At 73.1% G+C, this 16,758-nt stretch carries 13 protein-coding genes; 7 read left to right on the forward strand and 6 right to left on the reverse strand.

Going from position 1 to position 16,758, the window contains the following annotated elements:
• Positions 1-289 precede the first annotated feature (289 nt).
• Entirely contained in the window at positions 290-745 is a 456-nt protein-coding gene (locus tag ACMA1D_RS23950; RefSeq protein ID WP_414726079.1) for a carboxymuconolactone decarboxylase family protein, read from the forward strand.
• A 150-nt stretch (positions 746-895) separates the two neighbouring features.
• Here ACMA1D_RS23950 and ACMA1D_RS23955 read toward each other — a convergent pair whose 3' ends face one another.
• On the reverse strand, positions 896-2,887 hold the full coding sequence (locus ACMA1D_RS23955) for a sugar-binding protein (protein ID WP_414726080.1): 1,992 nt from the start codon (positions 2,885-2,887) through the stop codon (positions 896-898).
• A 1,869-nt stretch (positions 2,888-4,756) separates the two neighbouring features.
• Between ACMA1D_RS23955 and ACMA1D_RS23960 the strand changes: the two genes are divergently transcribed.
• Positions 4,757-6,871 (forward strand): AMP-binding protein, encoded by a 2,115-nt coding sequence (locus ACMA1D_RS23960; protein ID WP_414726081.1) that lies wholly within the window; start codon positions 4,757-4,759, stop codon positions 6,869-6,871.
• Between the two features lie 137 nt (positions 6,872-7,008).
• Here the strand turns inward: ACMA1D_RS23960 and ACMA1D_RS23965 are convergent, their stop codons facing one another.
• On the reverse strand, positions 7,009-7,500 hold the full coding sequence (locus tag ACMA1D_RS23965; protein WP_414726082.1) for an RrF2 family transcriptional regulator: 492 nt from the start codon (positions 7,498-7,500) through the stop codon (positions 7,009-7,011).
• Between the two features lie 170 nt (positions 7,501-7,670).
• Between ACMA1D_RS23965 and ACMA1D_RS23970 the strand changes: the two genes are divergently transcribed.
• Positions 7,671-8,408 (forward strand): SDR family oxidoreductase, encoded by a 738-nt coding sequence (locus ACMA1D_RS23970; protein WP_414726083.1) that lies wholly within the window; start codon positions 7,671-7,673, stop codon positions 8,406-8,408.
• Between the two features lie 451 nt (positions 8,409-8,859).
• Entirely contained in the window at positions 8,860-10,146 is a 1,287-nt protein-coding gene (locus ACMA1D_RS23975; RefSeq protein WP_414726084.1) for an MFS transporter, read from the forward strand.
• 133 nt (positions 10,147-10,279) lie between these two features.
• On the opposite strand, the gene ACMA1D_RS23980 is transcribed toward ACMA1D_RS23975, so the two are convergent.
• On the reverse strand, positions 10,280-11,275 hold the full coding sequence (locus ACMA1D_RS23980) for an alpha/beta hydrolase (protein WP_414726085.1): 996 nt from the start codon (positions 11,273-11,275) through the stop codon (positions 10,280-10,282).
• A gap of 142 nt (positions 11,276-11,417) precedes the next feature.
• Positions 11,418-12,089 (reverse strand): hypothetical protein, encoded by a 672-nt coding sequence (locus ACMA1D_RS23985; protein ID WP_414726086.1) that lies wholly within the window; start codon positions 12,087-12,089, stop codon positions 11,418-11,420.
• Between the two features lie 253 nt (positions 12,090-12,342).
• Between ACMA1D_RS23985 and ACMA1D_RS23990 the strand changes: the two genes are divergently transcribed.
• The 3 genes from ACMA1D_RS23990 to ACMA1D_RS24000 are packed head-to-tail and all read left to right on the forward strand — an operon-like array spanning position 12,343 to position 13,579.
• Positions 12,343-13,212: a DUF5753 domain-containing protein gene (locus ACMA1D_RS23990; RefSeq protein ID WP_414726087.1), complete on the forward strand. Its 870-nt coding sequence runs from the start codon at positions 12,343-12,345 to the stop codon at positions 13,210-13,212.
• Positions 13,212-13,436, forward strand: coding sequence for a DUF397 domain-containing protein (locus ACMA1D_RS23995; RefSeq protein ID WP_414726088.1), 225 nt, complete (start codon positions 13,212-13,214; stop codon positions 13,434-13,436). The genes ACMA1D_RS23990 and ACMA1D_RS23995 overlap by 1 nt, the downstream gene beginning before the upstream one ends.
• A gap of 11 nt (positions 13,437-13,447) precedes the next feature.
• Complete coding sequence (locus ACMA1D_RS24000) at positions 13,448-13,579, forward strand: DUF397 domain-containing protein (protein WP_414726218.1); 132 nt, start codon at positions 13,448-13,450, stop codon at positions 13,577-13,579.
• A gap of 98 nt (positions 13,580-13,677) precedes the next feature.
• Here ACMA1D_RS24000 and ACMA1D_RS24005 read toward each other — a convergent pair whose 3' ends face one another.
• Positions 13,678-15,075, reverse strand: coding sequence for an L-serine ammonia-lyase (locus tag ACMA1D_RS24005; RefSeq protein ID WP_349997868.1), 1,398 nt, complete (start codon positions 15,073-15,075; stop codon positions 13,678-13,680).
• A gap of 416 nt (positions 15,076-15,491) precedes the next feature.
• Positions 15,492-16,751 carry a serine hydroxymethyltransferase gene (gene glyA / locus ACMA1D_RS24010; protein WP_414726219.1) on the reverse strand — a complete coding sequence of 420 codons (1,260 nt, stop codon included), beginning with the start codon at positions 16,749-16,751 and terminating at the stop codon, positions 15,492-15,494.
• Positions 16,752-16,758 lie beyond the last annotated feature (7 nt).

Below are 16,758 nucleotides of genomic sequence, written 5' to 3' on the forward strand. Positions count from 1 at the left end.
CGTCGCCCCGTCGCCCCGTCGCCCCGTCGCCCCGTCGCCCCGTCGCCCCGTCGCCCCGTCGCCCCGTCGCCCCGTCGCCCCGTCGCCCCGTCGCCCCGTCGCCCCGTCGCCCCGTCGCCCCGTCGTGAGGGTGGGGCAGGGGCCGGGGCGCTGCTGCGTGTCCTGCCGCTTCCGTCGCGTGCGCTGTCCCAGGGCGGAGTGGTGCACGTCACTCGCCGCCATGTCACACGCGTCGGCCGTGCCCCGTCATGTCGGTGTAGGCCACCCACGAGCACAGGAGAGAAGCAACATGCAGCAGCGCATCAACAACCCGGCCGTCGTCCTCCCGGAGTCCCTCAAGCCGGCGCAGGCGCTGGTGAAGGCGGCCAAGGACGCCGGTGTTCCGGAGTCCACGCTCGACCTCGTCCACCTGCGCGCCAGCCAGGTCAACGGCTGCGGCTTCTGCGTGGACGGCGGGGCCCGGCAGATGCGCAAGGCCGGTGAGACGGAGGAGCGCCTGTTCGCGGTGGCGGCCTGGCGCGACGCCCCGTACTTCACCGACGCCGAGCGCGCTGCGCTGGCCCTCGCGGAGTCCGTGACCCGGATCGCCGACTCCTCCGACCCGGTGCCGGACGCGGTCTGGGACGAGGCGGCCCGCCACTACGACGAGCGGGGCCTGGCCGCGCTCGTCCTCATGATCAGCGTGACCAACCTGTTCAACCGGTTCAACGTGGCCACCCGCCAGGTCGCGGGCAAGGGCTGGTAGACCGCCCCGCCGCGACGCCGGTCCGGCCGCCCCGGCGCACCGTGCCGCACCAGACGGCGCCCTCCCCGCGCCGGGGCGGTCATCCCGTCGCCCCCGCCCCAGCACGGAGCCCGTGATCCCGGGCGGGGGCCGACGGCGGCCGGCAGGCGCTCAGCGCACCCGCGGCCCGGCGGCCAGCGGTACGCCGGTCCGCAGGCTCTGGAGCACCGAGGGCAGCGAGTCGCGGCTGCGCGCCGCCTCCAGCGGGATGACCGGCTCGCCGGGCGGCGGCCCGCCGGGCGCCTGGTAGCCGTCGAGCCGCGCCGCGCCCCAGACGTACGGATCGGCCTGCGCGCTGCCGAACGTGGCCCAGGCCAGCCGCGACTGGCCCGTCTTGTCCGGCGTGTCCGAGTCGTAGACCAGCACGTTCGCGGTCAGCGCGGCCGGGTCGACGGGGCCGGGCAGCGCACGGAGCGGAACCTTCACCTCGACGGTGTAACCGGCGTACGGCTCGCTGACGGTGGCCGCCCAGCTCACGCCGGGCGCCGTCGTGGCGGCCTGGCCCTGGTGGTGGTCGGCGTCCCGGGCCGCACAGGCGCCGCCCTCCGCGGTGCGCGGCAGCACCGCGAGCTTGAACGTGGATGCGGTGTCATCGGACGCGCCGCGCGGATCGAGGGCGAGTTCCACCGCGTCGGTGCGCCAGTGCCGCTTGCAGTCCGCCCGCTCCAGGGCCGCCCCGGGGACGTCGTCGACCACCTGCACCAGGGCGTACAGGTCCTCGCCGTGCCGGGTAAGGCGCGCCGTCGCGCCGCAGTCGGCCGGCCCGCACCGCTCGCCCTCCCAGTGGCCGAGCCGCAGTTCGGGCCCCGGGTACTCGCCCGGCGCGGCCGAACCGTCCACACTCGGGCGCTGCGCCGCGGCCGGCACGGTGGTGGTCGGCGGCTGCGGGTACGCCGGCTGGGCGTCGTTGGCCAGCCACGGCAGCCCGACCCGCGCGGCCCAGTCGCGGAACTCGGCGAAGACCGGCCGGAGCCCGTCCTGCGCGCGCACCGGGGCCGACACCGGCTCGCCGTCCTCGGCCAGCACCGTGAACCAGTCGCAGCCCAGCTTCTCCCGCGGCGTGGTGACCTTCGGCGGCAGCGCGCCGAAGCCCTGGGTGACGTACTCGCGCGCGGCCGTGCGTTCCTGCTGCGCCCAGGTGGTGCGGTGCCGCGCCGACCACGCGCCCTCCCACACGCCCCGGAGCGGCAGGCCGGTCGCTGGGTCGCGCGGGTTGGCGCTGGCGCACGCCGGCCCCGTCGGCCCGGCGAACCGCCAGTTCTGCGTCAGCAGCCGGTCGGCCCGCCAGGGGCGGTACTTCTCCCGGGTGAGCTGCTCGGGGAAGGCGGTGGGATCGGCGGCGAGCCGGAACGCCTCCACGGCCAGCCGCCCGGCCAGTTGGTGCGCCCCGTGCTGGTTGAAGGGGCGCGGGTCCATCGTCACCACGGTCTGCGGGGTGGTGGCCCGGATCAGCCGTACGAGCCGTTCCAGGGTGTCCCGCGCGCCGGCCGGCCGGTCCCAGACGCGGCCGGTCAGCGGCGCCGACAGCGTGTACCAGAAGTCGGGCTTGTCCAGGTAGAACACGTCACGCAGCCCCGCATGGCGCACCGCCCTGCGCTCCTCGCGCTCGCGGATCAGCCCGAGCGGCGCGCCCTCCTCGGGCCCGCTGGCGTTGCCGCCGCCCTCGCCCCGGGTGATGGTCACGATGCCGGTGCGCAGGCCGTCCCGCTCCCGCCACTGCCCGAAGGTGGAGAGCGCCGCGTACTCGTCGTCCGGGTGCGCCCCGATGAACAGCACGTCCTGGTGCGCCCGCCCGCCCGGCGCCCCGGCCCCGTCGGGCCCCGGTCCTGCTGGCCCCGTCTGCCCCTTCTGCTCCGTCTGCTCCGTCGGCTCCGTTGGGCCCGTGGCGGCGGCCGGCGTCGACCCGAGCCCACAGACCGCTACCAGCCCGATGACCACGCCGGCCAGCGCCCCACGGCGGGCACGGAGCGCGGCCGGGCGGCGCGTCCTCGTCCTGCGTAGCCGTGGCGGCGGGTCCGGGCGCCGCGTCCCGTCCATGGGCCCGCCGCTCGCGGTCGGTCCCGTGGCGCCTGGTGGTACGGGGAAGGGGGCATCGACTGACACGGAGTCAACTCCTTCACGAGGCTCGGCACGTCGCTGCATCCCTGCCCAGCCGGAGGGGTACTCCGAACAGCCGGGACGCGGGGAGACGAGTGGGGATGGTGGGGGAGAGCGCGGAGGAGACGGGTGGGATGGAGGGGGGATGTGCGGCGCGGGTGCGGATGCGGACGTGGTGCCGGGACGGGGATGGGTACGTGCGGGCGCGGGCATGGGGCCGGGGCGGGGACGTGCGGGCGCGGGCATGGCGCGGGGACGGGCACGCGCGGGTGCCGGCGCGGCCGGGGTGTCGGGACGGGGAGAGGGGGCGGGCGGCGGTGCGCCCATGCGCTGGTGCGTGCGCCAGTGGCTACCGGGCGCGCACCCGGTCCGCCCTGACCCTCGGATTCGGCTCCGCACTTCGCGGTCGCCGCACCCCTCGCCGGTCCGGCCGCACGCCGCGTACGCCTCACCGGAAATCCGGCCGACAGAATTCCGGTCCGCTGTCTGTCGGATTTCCGGAAAACGACGCCAAGACCGTCCCGGGCGCCACATCAGTACCAGCCCTTCGCGAGTTCAAGGAAAAGCGCGGTACGCGCGCCGGCGCATTGTCGCGATGCCGTACGGCCGCTGCAAGGACGGAGAATTCCGGGGATCGTCGCCCGCCGGAGGCGCGAAGCCGTCCGGGGAGTGCGTAACGGTTCAATATGTCATTGACATGCTCCGGTGCGATGCGGAAACATGCACGGACCCTGATTATTCAGGGGTTTTACGGCCCGGTCCGTTCCCTTGCCCGGTGTCGATCCGGGGCGATGCGCACCCGACCGTGGGAATGGTTCCGCGCCTTAGTCGAAGGGGGCGCCGTGGAAACGGGGAGGGGGGCCCGGGCGGCAGTGGCCGCGGCGAAACCCCGGACGGCCGCCGCGCAGACCGGCGTGCAGCTCGCCGCGCATGTCGCGACCACCCCGCACGCCCCAACCGGCCCCGCCCAAGGCCCCCGCGCTGCGCCCCGTACCCCGCCCCGTACCGGCCCTGACCGCGCCGCCCGTACGCAGTGGGCGCGGTGGCCCGCGCAGGGCGCCGCGGCGATCGGCAGGACGCCGCGCGGGGCTCCGTACGGCCGCCGGGTACGGCCGGGGCCCGGGCGACGACGGACCGTGCGGAACGCCGCGAGCGACGCCGCCCCTTAGCGTTCGAAAAGGGTGAACGGGAGCCCGGAGGTCTTTTGGAGTGGGCCGGGGCGGCACTTTTCCGGGGTGCGCGCCGGGCGCGGGGAGAATGCCGCGAAATGGCGGCCGAACGGGGAGCGGGAGTGCAGGAACCCAAGTCCACCGGAAGCGGATGGGACGCATACCGGGGAATACTGAAGGAGAGCCCTTTACCTCCGCCTATGAGATCGGAAGCCGTCACACGAGGCTGCTATCCGCAACGCCGGCCCCCTCCCCGGACGCAACCGGCCCCGGCATCCACCGCGACCCACTGCCCGCTACTCCTCCGCATCCGTCGACCGGTCCTGCGGCCGTGCGTTAACGGCGTTTCCGCCCCCGCCGGCGCCCCGCAGCACGTTGCAGAAATGGCGATTGCAAGCCGAAACGCACCGCCCGGAAACGCCCGACACCCCGCGCCCCGCCTCCCACACCTCACCTGCCCCCCCCACGCACCACCCCTCCCTCTCCGCACCCCGCCTCACCCGGCGCCCCCTCACGCGCCACAGCCCAGGCGCCACGCCTCACCCGCCCCCCAACCCCGCGAGTCACATCTCGCCCCACACGCCTCACCCCGACACCCCGCCCCCCCCACGAGCCACGTCCCACACGCCACCCCCACCCCGCAACACCCCGACCGCCACGGCTCCCGAGCGGACCGCCGCCGCCCCCCCACGTCACAGGAGCACCCATGAACCACGCCCGCAGCATCGCACCGCTGCCGGGAGCCAACCGGCCGCGTTGGCGGCATCTCCTGCCGATGCTGCGCAGCCAGAGCGAGCGCCGGCCCGACGCCGTGGCGATCGAAGCGCCCGGCCACCTCGCGCTGACCTACCGGCTGCTCTACCAGCAGGTCGAGCGGACGGTACGGACGCTGCGCACGGCCCGGATCACCCCGGCCGACCGGGTCGCACTCGCCCTGCCGCACGGCCCGGCCGCCGCGGTGGCCACGCTCGCCGTCGGCTGCGCCGCGCAGGCCGCGCCGCTCGACCCGGCCTGCCGCGCCGCGGAGTTCGACGCCCTGCTCACTGACCTCGGCGCCACGGCCGTGGTCGTCGCGGCCGGCGGCGACTCGCTGGCCGCCGCCGTCGCCCGGGCGCAGGGCCGCCGCGTCGTCCACCTCGTCGCCCTGCCGGGCGGACCAGCCGGGTCCTACCAACTCATCTGTGGCGACGAGGAGTTGACGAGCGGAAGAGTCGGGAGACAGCGGACCGTGCCGCGCGCCGGCGCCGCCACCGACCCGGCCTTCGCCCTGCACACCTCGGGCACCACCGGGCGGCCCAAGCTGGTGTCCCTCACCCACGCCGCCGTCTGCACCTCGGCGCACAACAGCAGCCTGAGCCTCGACCTGACCGAGCACGACCGGTGCCTGAACGTCACCCCGCTCTGCCACAGCCACGGCCTGATGGGCCCGCTGCTCGCCTCGCTGTGGGCCGGTGGCAGCGTCGTGGTGCCGCCCGGCTTCGACGCCGCGGCGTTCCCCGGCTGGCTCGACGGTTACGCCCCCACCTGGTACTCCGCGGTGCCGGCGGTCCACCAGGCCATCGTGGACGCGCTCGCCGGCCGGCCCCGCCCCGGCCGCCGCGGCCCGCTGCGCTTCGTGCGCTCCGCCTCCTCCCCGCTGCCCACCGCGCTGGCCCAGCGGATGGAACGCACCCTCGGGGTGCCGGTCATCGACGCGTACGGGATGACCGAAGCCTGCTCCGTCATCACCGCCGACCCGCTGCCGCCCGGTCTGCGCAAGCCGGGTTCGGTGGGCGTCTCGACCGGGCCCGAGGTGGCCGCCATGGGCGCCGACGGCAGGCTGCTCCCGGCGGGCGGCACGGGCGAGATCGTGCTGCGCGGGCCGACCGTCATCCGCGGCTACGCGCCGCATCCGGCCGCCCCCGCGAACGCCTTCGCGCACGGCTGGTTCCACACCGGAGACCTCGGCCACGTCGACGCGGACGGCTATCTCTTCCTCACCGGCCGGCTCGGCGAGGTCATCCGCCGGGGCGGCGTCGCCGTCTCCCCGATCGAGGTCGACCGGGCGCTGCTGGCCCACCCCGCGGTGCTCGACGCAGCCGCCTTCCCGCTGCCGCACCCGACGCTCGGCCAGGAGGTCGGCGCCGCCGTCGTGGTCCACGAGCGGGACGACCCCAGCGACGAGGAGTTCCGCATCTTCCTCGCGGGCCGACTCGCCGCCGACCACATCCCCCGCCGCATCTTCCGTACGACCACGGTGCCGCGCACGGCCACCGGCAAGGTGCACCGTGCGGGCCTGGCCGCCCGGGTGCTGCCCGGCCGACGGAGCGCGGGGCAGGCGTCCGGCGGCCCGCTCCAGGAGGTCATCGCCGGCGTCTGGGCCGAACTCCTGGGCACCGACGGGTTCGGCCCGCGCGACCACTTCTTCGACCTCGGCGGCGATTCCCAACTGATCCAGCGCGCCCAGGTCCTGCTCCGCGAGGCGACCGGCCACCAGGTGCCCATGGCTGAACTCTTCGCCCGGCTCACCGTCGAGTCCCTGAGCGCCTACTTCGCCCGGCCGCCCGGCCCGCCCGCCCTGGCCCCGCCGCCCGGCCCGCCCGCCGAACCGACGGACCCCCCGGTGCCGGGCCGCGTGCCGGCTCCGCGCCAGGGCGCCCCGGCCCCGACGCCGCTGCCCGCCGAACCCCGGATGGGCCGGGCGCCCCGGTACGGCGTGCCGGCCCCGCGCCAGGGCGACGCCCCGCCCGCGCCGGACGGGGCACCTCACCAAACACGCGGTACGGAGCGCCTGACCGGCCACCCCGGCGCACCGGCCCCCCACCGCAAGGTCGAACCATGACGCGCACGACCGCCCCGGAGCGCCACCCCGCCCAACGACCGGCCACCCCGCCGCCCCGTGGGCGACCGCCCCACCCCGCAGCAGACCGTCCCGCAGGCACTCGCGCCGCCCCGGGATCGGCCGCCCCGCGGCCAGCCTCAGTCAGCCGCCGCGCCGGCCCCCGTCAGCCAACTGCCGATGCCGGGCAGCGCGTCGGGCCCGTAGTCGTCGGTGACGCTCTGCGCGAGGTCGGCGATGGTGATCGCCTGGAGCGCGGCGCGCCAGGCGGCGTCCGCCTCGGCCATGGCGCGGGCGATCGCGCACGGCTTGGTGCAGCTCTCGGGGGTCGCCGCCAGGGGGCCGCGCTGTCGGATCTCGGTGCAGACGAAGGCGGGCTGGGTGCCGTCGACGGCCTGGACCACGTCCAGCACGCTGATCAACTCCGGGGCCCGGGTGAGGACGTAGCCACCGGCCTTGCCCTGGACGGAGTCCACCAGGCCGGCCCGGGACAGCGCCTGGAGCTGCTTCGCCAGGTAGCTGCCGGACACGTCGTGCAGCTCCGCGAGGCGGACGGCGGCCACCGGGGTCGTCGCGCTGGTCAGCACCACGCAGCAGTGCAACGCCCACTCGACCCCACCGGACAGCTTCATGATCCACCCCCGCCTCTCCTGTGTGACCCGCTCGGCTTACCCGACTTGACTCGGATAAAGCGTATCCGACTATTATCACGGACAGGAAGTGTCCGAGTTGGGGCGGCGTCCTCAACGACCTCTGGCGTGCCCTCCGGCACCCTCTGGGCAAGCGGGAAAAGGTGACAACCATGAAGCTCACGGTCATCGGCGGTACCGGGCTGATCGGCTCGCAGGTGGTCCAGCGGCTGACCGAGGCCGGGCACGAGGCCGTCGCCGCCGCGCCGTCCACCGGTGTGGACCTGCTCACCGGCGAAGGGCTCGACCAGGCCCTGAGGGGGGCGGACGCCGTCGTCAACGTCGCCAACTCGCCGACCTTCGACGAAGCTTCGCTGGACTTCTTCCGCACCACGATGGACAACCTGCTGGCCGCCGGCGAACGGGCCGGCGTCGGACACCAGGTGATCCTCTCCATCGTCGGCGTCGACCAGGTGCCCGACCTCGCCTACTACCGGGCCAAGGTGCTCCAGGAAGACCTGCTCAAGCAGGGGCCCACGCCGTACTCCATCGTGCGCGCCACCCAGTTCTTCGAGTTCGTCGACGCGATCCTCTCCTGGAGTAGCGACGACACCACCGTCCGGCTGCCCGCCACGCCCCTCCAGCCGATCGCCGCGGCCGACGTGGTGGCCGCGGTGGTCGACGTCGCCACCGGCAGCCCGCTGAACGGCGTCCGGGACGTCGCGGGCCCCGACGTCTTCCCGCTGGACGAACTCGGCAAGATCACCCTCGCCGCCCAGGGCGACGTCCGCTCCGTCGTCACCGGCGGCTCGGGGATGTTCGCGGCCGTCCCCGGTGACGTCCTGACCGCGGGCCCCGGTGCCCACCTGGCGCCCACCCGCTACCAGGACTGGCTGACCCGCACCCGCTGAACCGCCGCCCCGCGGCGACATGCGCCGTGGGCCGGGCCCACTCCGCGCGACTGACCACCGCGCACCACGCCCGGCCCCTCCTCGCCCCCCGACTGACCAGCGGTGGGGCCCCGCGCCCGGCCCCCGTGGCCGCGCCGCCCCCGTCCTGACCAGACGGGGACGGCGCGGCGGGCCGGGCGCCAGCGGGACCGCAGGCCATGCCGGTACGGGGCGGGCCCGCGGCCCCCGGGGGAAGCGGGCGGGCGCGTACGGAGCCGGGGTCCCCCTCCGTACGCGCCCGCCCCCACTGTGGGGGTTTGCTGCCGCCCCCGCGTGGCCGTCGGCCACCCACGGCTGCGCGCGACCCACGGCCACGGGCGGACCGCGAGCACAGGCACCCCGCGCCCCCGGTGTGCGAGATCACGCAGACCGGCCGGCGCCGCCCCTGAGCTGCGCTGTTAGCTTGGGCGTCATGATCGGGCGGGGGACGGGCCGGCGTGCGGACAACCGGCGTACGGACGACAGTTCGGCCCGCGGCGTGCAACGGGCCCTGATCGCCGCCGCCTTCGTCAACCGGGTCGGCAACGGGCTCTTCAACGCCGCCGCCATCCTCTACTTCACGCTCGTGGTGCACCTGCCCGCCACCCAGGTGGGGGCGGGGCTGACGATCGCCGGGCTGTGCGGTCTGGCGGCCGGCATCCCGGCGGGGAACCTGGCCGACCGGTACGGGCCGCGTACGGTCTGGCTGGTGGCCCTCGCCGTACAGACCGCGGCCATGACGGCGTTCGTCCTCATCGACGGGTGGCTGGTCTTCACGCTCGTCGCCACCGTGGACCGGCTGGCCGCCACGGCGAGCAACGCCGCGGGCGGCGCGCTCATCGCCCGGGTCGGTGGGGAACACCCGGCGGCCTTCCGGGCCAGGCTCCGCACCTACGTCAACCTCGGCGTCGTCGTCGGCACGTTGGGTGCGGCCGTCGCCCTCCAGGTCAACACCCGCCCCGCCTATACGGTCCTGATCCTGGCCAACGCCGCCAGCTTCGCCTGCGCCGCCCTGATCGGCCTCCTCCGCGTCCCGCACTTCGGGCCGCTGCCCCGGCCGAAGGAACACCGGCAGTGGTCCGTACTCGCCGATCGGCCCTACGTGTCCTTCGTCGCGCTCTACAGCGCCATGGGCCTGCAATACCAGACGATTTCGCTGCTGGTGCCGATCTGGCTCGCCGGCCACACGGACGCCCCGCGCTGGACGGTGGCGGCGGTCTACGCGCTCAACAGCGGGGTGTGCGTGCTGCTCCAGAGCCGACTCGGCTCCCGCGTGGAGACCATGCACCAGGGCGGCCGTGCCTTCCGCCGCGCCGGGCTGCTCTTCCTCGTCAGTTGCCCGCTGTTCGCGCTGATGGCGGACGTGCCCGCCTGGTGCGCGCCGGCGCTCGCCGTCCTCGCCGTGTGTCTGCACAGCATCGGCGAGGTGTGGGAGTCGTCGGCCGGCTACGCCCTCGGCTTCGGCCTGGCGCCCGACCACGCCCAGGGCCAGTACCAGGGCTTCCTGAGCATCGGCTTCGACGCGGGCCAGGCCCTCGCCCCGCTGGTCCTCACCGGCGCGGTGCTGGCCCTCGGGCACACGGGCTGGCTGCTCCTCGGCGTGTTCTTCGCGGGCCTCGGCGCGGCCGGCCCACCCGTGTCCGCCTGGGCCGAGCGCTCCCGGCACGCCAAGGACGCGGGGCTGACGGAGCAACAGCCCCACCTCACCGGAAGTGGTTGATCCCGCCACCCGCGGCGACCCGCCCCGCTAACGCGAAACCGGCCTGGGGACCGGCCACTTGCGGCCGGTCCCCAGCACGCGAACCCCGCGACCACCAGGCGGCCCCAAGACCCGCCGGGCGGAACCTGGGCGCCTACCCCGCGAGCGCGTGCAGCGCGTCCGCGACCGGCGTGGGATCGAGCGGGCCGATGTGCGACGCCTCGGGAAAGTCGCGCACGCGGAACCTGTTGCCCGGCGTGGCCGCGTCGGCCTCGGCGACCATCCTGTCCTGGAGCGCGGTGGCGATCGTACGGTCCTTGCCGAACCGCAGGTACGTACGGGGAATGCGCCCCCAGGTGCCGGCCCGGCCGACCGCGCGGCCCGCGTAGGCGGTGACGGGCTCGTCGGTCTGCATGCCGGCCAGCACCCGGCGGAAGTCGGCGTCGGGATAGTCCGCGCAGATCATCTCCTTCAACAGGGCCAGCTCACTTCCGACCCCCGTACGGAAGTTCAGCCGTAGCACCCCGAGCCGGTCCGGGTCACCCACCGTCAGCTCCACCGGGCTGACGGCGTTCGCGTTCTCCGGCGCCGCCGTGCAGGCGTCCGCCGTGGGCATGGCGCGGCTGGGACAGAAGGCCGCCATGTAGCAGATGTGGTGCAGCAGGTGCGGTACGGCGTCGCCGACCCGGCTGACCGACACGCCACCCAGGCTGTGCCCGACCAGCACCACCGGCCCGTTCCGCGCGGCCCGCCGTACGACACCGGTGACGCGCGCCTCGTACTCCTCCAGCCCGAGCCCCTTCAGCGGCGATGGCTCGACCGCCATCGCCGCGAGGTCCTGCCGCTGGTAGGACTCCGCCACGAAGGCTTCCGCGCCGTGCAGCGGCTGATCCACCATGGCGACGCGGTGCCCGCGCAGCGTCAACTCCCGCGCGATCGGCAGCCAGAACGCGCCGGCACTGTGCGTGCCGTGCACCAGTACGTACGTCACGGTCCCCCGCCGCGGGGCCGCCGCGGCCGGCGAGGTGCCAAGCCCGGTGGCCAACCCGCCACCCAGCGCCACGCCCCCCGCCGCGAGCCTGAGCCCCCGCAGCGCCGCCCGCCGGGTGGCGCCCTGTCGTCCTTCGTTCGTGTCTTCGTTCATGAACACCACGCTAGGGAAGGCCCGTTGGCCTCACTAGCGGCCCACCACCCCGGCGGGGGTGGACCCAGAACCACCCCGTCGTACGGGACGTAGGGGGCGGACGGCCGGGCTCCGGCCGGGACGCGACGTTCACTCACGCCCCCGACCCCTACGCCGCGAGCTCATCCAAGTCGATCGGTGTGCAGCCGTGGAGGGTTGCGAGGTCGCGGGCTGCTAAGGTCCAGCCGATTTGTGGGTTGGTGAACGCCACTTTCGACAGGGAGTACGCCGGCGGCGCGGGGAGCGGATAGAACGCCGTCGGTCGGTAGAGGATGCCGGCCACGCCCCACGGTTCGATGCGCTCGACCAAGGCCGAGACGTGCCCCTTCCGCAGATGCGGGCAGGCCCGTACGGATTCGACGGCGCACGGCCTGCACACCGGGGGTGACCCGGTCAGTTCCCCCTCCTCGATGGGCCGCCCCGACACGTCGCGGGCGATGACCAGATGGCGTTTGCCCCACCGCGTGTAGTCCGCGTCGAACGTGGACTTGCCGCACACCTGACAGAGCAGGTGGCTCATCGCCTGCCGCTGCCGCAGCGGATGTACCGAGGCCAGGTCCGGCGTACCGGCGCCCCGTTTCACCCCCCGCCGCATCCACAGCACGCCGCGCCTGCGGTCGAGCGGAAGCTCGTCGGCGTACCCGATTCCTCGGCTTCCATCCGGCCCGCACGTCTCGATGACGTCATAGGAAGGCAGCCTTTCCACGCTCCACGGAGCGATGAAGGGGACGGGTAGCCCGCGCCAGTAGAACCGCTGCGGTGTGCTTTCGCTGGTGGTCATGGGCGTGCCTCCGGGATGAGGGGACGGGCGCACGAGGAGGTACGGGCCCAGCCGGGCAAGCAACTTGGTCCGTACGGCGGTGGGTTGTGACTGTGCGCCGCAGGCGATCGGGAGCCTGATGGACAGTCATGCCCGCCATGACCCTAGGATGCTCTAATCGAGCACTGATGCGCAATATCGAGTATCCAACTATCGAATCGAGCGAACAAATGTGTGATCGTCAGCACTCTCCGCGACTGACACAATGCTCCTCATGACGCAAAAGAAGCTCCCTCCGCCTGTCATGAGGCGCCGCGTGGGTAGCTTGCTGCGCGAATACCGCGAACAAGCCGCCCTGGCCCCCGGTGCAGCCGCCAAGCAACTCGGCTGGGACACAACCCGGCAGGGTCGCATCGAGCGGGGCATCTACCGTGTTGCCGCCGACGACATTCGCAAGATGCTGGAGGTCTACGGCATCCGTGGTGACGAGGAGGCGGTGCGCGAGATGGCGGCGGCCTCCAACGGGGCAGTGGGTGCCGGCTGGTGGGCCTCGTACGTGGGCCAAGTCTCAAATGCGCTACTCGACTTCGTCGTACTTGAGTCGAAGGCGAAGGCCATCCAGGTCCAGCACCCGGCGATCATTCCTGGCTTGCTTCAGGCCCCTGGCTATGTGCGGGAGATCTTCAATAGCCCGCTTCACCCTGACAACCGCGAGTTGTCGGACATGCTGAGTGCCATTCGGATGGCGCGCCAGGCGGTCTTGCATCGCCCCGGGAACCCGGTTCAGCTTCACGCACTGATCTCCGAAGCCGCACTCTTGCACCGTTTTCCTAGTGCGCCGGGCGTGATGAAGGAGCAGCTCCGTAAGCTGGCCGACGACGCTGTGCGTCCCAATATCACCATCCAGATAGTTCCGGTGGACGTCCCTGCCTACGCGGCTGCGAACCAAGCCATGACCATCTTGAATTTCGATCACCCCTGGCCCAGAACCGTCTCGATCGACAGTTCTCTCGGCGGCAGCTTCCTGGACGAACCGGCAGAAGTTCGTGACCTCGCGGTCGTGTTCGAGGAGATCGCCCAGCTCGCACTTCCCGCGGATGAGTCGCGGGACCGCATCAACACCCACCTTGAGGAGAACTTTTAATGACCGGCTACATCCGTACCGACGCAGCGAATGTCGGCAGCCTGACCTGGCGAAAGTCTTCCTACAGCGGTGGGGAGCAGGGGCAGTGTGTCGAGGTCGCGGAGACCGCCAGCGCGGTCCACGTTCGGGACTCCAAGAATCCTGACGGACCTGTGCTGCTCTTTCCCGCTGGCTCGTTCACGGGCTTCGTGTCGGGCATCAAGAATGGCGAGTTCGATATCTGATCCGCTGGGTGGTGCTCAGGTCGCGCAGACCCCCCCGTACAGTCCACGTTCGGGATTCCAAGGACCCTGAAGGCCCGTCGCTGGCGTTCACCCCCGCTGAGTTCCGCGCCTTCACCCAGTTCGCAGCCACCTTCACGGGCTGACCCGGCACACCACCGAGGCCCGGCCCCCAACCTGCATCGGGGGCCGGGCCTCGTCGTACCTCAGTATGTGCGGAGCGGGGCAGCGTCCCCCTCGTACGTCAGCACTCGATCACATTCACCGCAAGCCCACCCCGAGCCGTCTCCTTGTACTTGACCTTCATGTCCGCCCCCGTCTCCTTCATCGTCTTGATGACCTTGTCGAGCGAGACATGGTGGCGGCCGTCGCCGCGGAGTGCCATCCGGGCCGCGGTCACGGCCTTCACCGAGGCCATGCCGTTGCGCTCGATGCACGGGATCTGGACCAGACCGCCCACCGGGTCGCAGGTCAGACCCAGGTTGTGTTCCATGCCGATCTCGGCCGCGTTCTCCACCTGTTCCGTGGAGCCGCCGAGGACCTCGGCCAGGCCGCCGGCGGCCATCGAGCAGGCCGAGCCGACCTCGCCCTGGCAGCCGACCTCCGCGCCGGAGATGGACGCGTTCTCCTTGAACAGCATGCCGATCGCGCCGGCCGCCAGCAGGAAGCGGACGATGCCGTCCTCCTGCTCGCTCTGGGTCGAGTTCTTCGCGACGAAGTTGACGTAGTAGTGGAGGACGGCGGGGATGATGCCGGCCGCCCCGTTGGTGGGGGCGGTCACCACCCGGCCGCCGGCCGCGTTCTCCTCGTTGACCGCCATCGCATACAGCGTCACCCACTCCATCGCGTGCGCCGCCGGGTCGCCCTCGGCGCGCAGTGCGCGGGCGGCCGTCGCGGCGCGGCGGCGGACCTTGAGGCCGCCGGGCAGGATGCCCTCACGGGACATGCCGCGCGTGACACACGCCTGCATGACCCGCCAGATCTCCAGCAGCCCGGCCCTGATCTCCTCCTCGGTGCGCCACGCCTTCTCGTTCTCCAGCATCAGGCCGGAGATGGAAAGGCCCGTCTCGCGGGAGAGCCGCAGCAGTTCGTCGCCGGTGCGGAACGGGTGGGTGAGCACCGTGTCGTCCAGCTTGATCCGGTCCTCGCCGACCGCGTCCTCGTCCACCACGAAGCCGCCGCCCACCGAGTAGTACGTCTTCTCCAGGAGCGGCAGGCCGTCCGCGTCGTACGCGAAGAGCGTCATGCCGTTCGCGTGGTACGGCAGTGACCTGCGGCGGTGCAGGATCAGTTCGTTCGGCTCGTCGAAGTCGATCTCGTGGTCGGTGCCGATCTCCGCGCCCAGCAGCCGCAGCCGCTTGGTCTGCCGGATGCGCGCGACCTCGTCGTCGGCGCGCTCCACGTCCACGGTCTTCGGCGCGTACCCCTCAAGCCCGAGCAGGACCGCCTTCGGCGTGCCGTGCCCGTGGCCGGTGGCGCCGAGCGAGCCGAAGAGTTCGGCCCGTATGGCGGTGGTGTGGGCGAGGAGGCCCTCGTTCTTCAGGCGGCGTACGAACATCCGGGCCGCGCGCATCGGGCCGACGGTGTGGGAGCTGGAGGGACCGATGCCGATGGAGAAGAGATCGAATACGGAGATGGCCACGGTGGCTGACCCCTTTGTCTGCTCGGTGTGGGTGGTTCGGGAGTGCGGAGGGAGAGAGGGGCGCGGGGAACGGGCGGGTTCCGCGCGCATGGGGCTTGGGAGTGAGATGCCTCGCGGCCGGGGCGCGCGGGCGGCCGGACCGGGGCGGCCCCGGTGGGATGGGCGGCTGCGCCCCGTGGGCGGCGGAGGGGCGGGCCCCGCTGGCACTGCGGGGCCGCTCGTGAGGGGTGCGGGGGATGACGGAGCGTGGTGAGTACGTGGTGCGTGTGGGGCGTGCGGGGCCGGTGGGCCCGCTGCCGGCGACGGTGGCTCCGCCGCTGGCACGGGCCGGTGGGAGCCCCGTCCGGACGTGGCACGGGGCACCGGCCCACTACCAGTGTGCGCGGTGCCCCGTGCAGGACGCCAAGCCGTGCAGGTTACAGCGAGGGGTACAGCGGGTGCTTGGCGGCCAGCGTGGTGACCCGCTCACGCAGCGCAGCGGCGTCGTAGGACGGCTTGAGGGCCTCCGCGATGATGTCGGCGACCTCGCGGAAGTCCTCGGCCTGGAAACCGCGGGTGGCCAGCGCCGGGGTGCCGATCCGCAGGCCCGAGGTGATCATCGGGGGGCGCGGGTCGTTCGGGATGGCGTTGCGGTTGACCGTGATGCCGACCTCGTGCAGCCGGTCCTCGGCCTGCTGGCCGTCCAGGTCCGAGTTGCGCAGGTCCACCAGGACCAGGTGGACGTCGGTGCCGCCGGAGAGCACCGCCACGCCCGCCTCGCCCACGTCCGACTGCGACAGCCGCTCGGCGAGGATGCGGGCACCCTCAAGGGTGCGCTGCTGGCGCTCGGTGAACTCCGGGGAGGCCGCCATCTTGAAGGCGACCGCCTTCGCCGCGATGACGTGCTCCAGCGGGCCGCCCTGCTGGCCGGGGAAGACCGCCGAGTTGATCTTCTTGGCCAGTTCGGCCGTGGAGAGGATCACACCGCCGCGCGGGCCACCGAGCGTCTTGTGCGTGGTGGTGGTCACCACGTGCGCGTGCGGCACGGGCGAGGGGTGCAGCCCCGCCGCCACCAGGCCGGCGAAGTGCGCCATGTCGACCATCAGGTACGCGCCGACCTCGTCGGCCACCTTGCGGAAGGCGGCGAAGTCGAGCTGGCGGGGGTAGGCCGACCAGCCCGCCACGATCAGCTTCGGACGGTGCTCCTTGGCCAGCCGCTCGACCTCGTCCATGTCGACCTGCCCGGTCTGCTCGTCCACGTGGTACGCGACCACGTTGTAGAGCTTGCCGGAGAAGTTGATCTTCATGCCGTGGGTCAGGTGCCCGCCGTGCGCCAGGTTCAGACCCATGATCGTGTCGCCCGGCTTGAGCAGCGCGAACATCGCCGCCGCGTTGGCCTGGGCACCGGAGTGCGGCTGCACGTTGGCCGCCTCGGCGCCGAACAGCGCCTTGATGCGGTCGATGGCGATCTGCTCGATGACGTCCACGTGCTCGCAGCCGCCGTAGTAGCGGCGGCCGGGGTAGCCCTCGGCGTACTTGTTGGTGAGGACCGAGCCCTGGGCCTCCAGGACGGCGACCGGAGCGAAGTTCTCCGACGCGATCATCTCCAGGGTGGACTGCTGGCGGTGGAGCTCGGCGTCGACGGCGGCGGCGACGTCCGGGTCGAACTCGTGGAGGGAACTGTTAAAAGGCGACATCGGCATC

It is taken from the genome of Streptomyces sp. 796.1, assembly GCF_047525675.1.
In the GTDB taxonomy this organism is placed as follows: Bacteria; Actinomycetota; Actinomycetes; order Streptomycetales; family Streptomycetaceae; genus Streptomyces.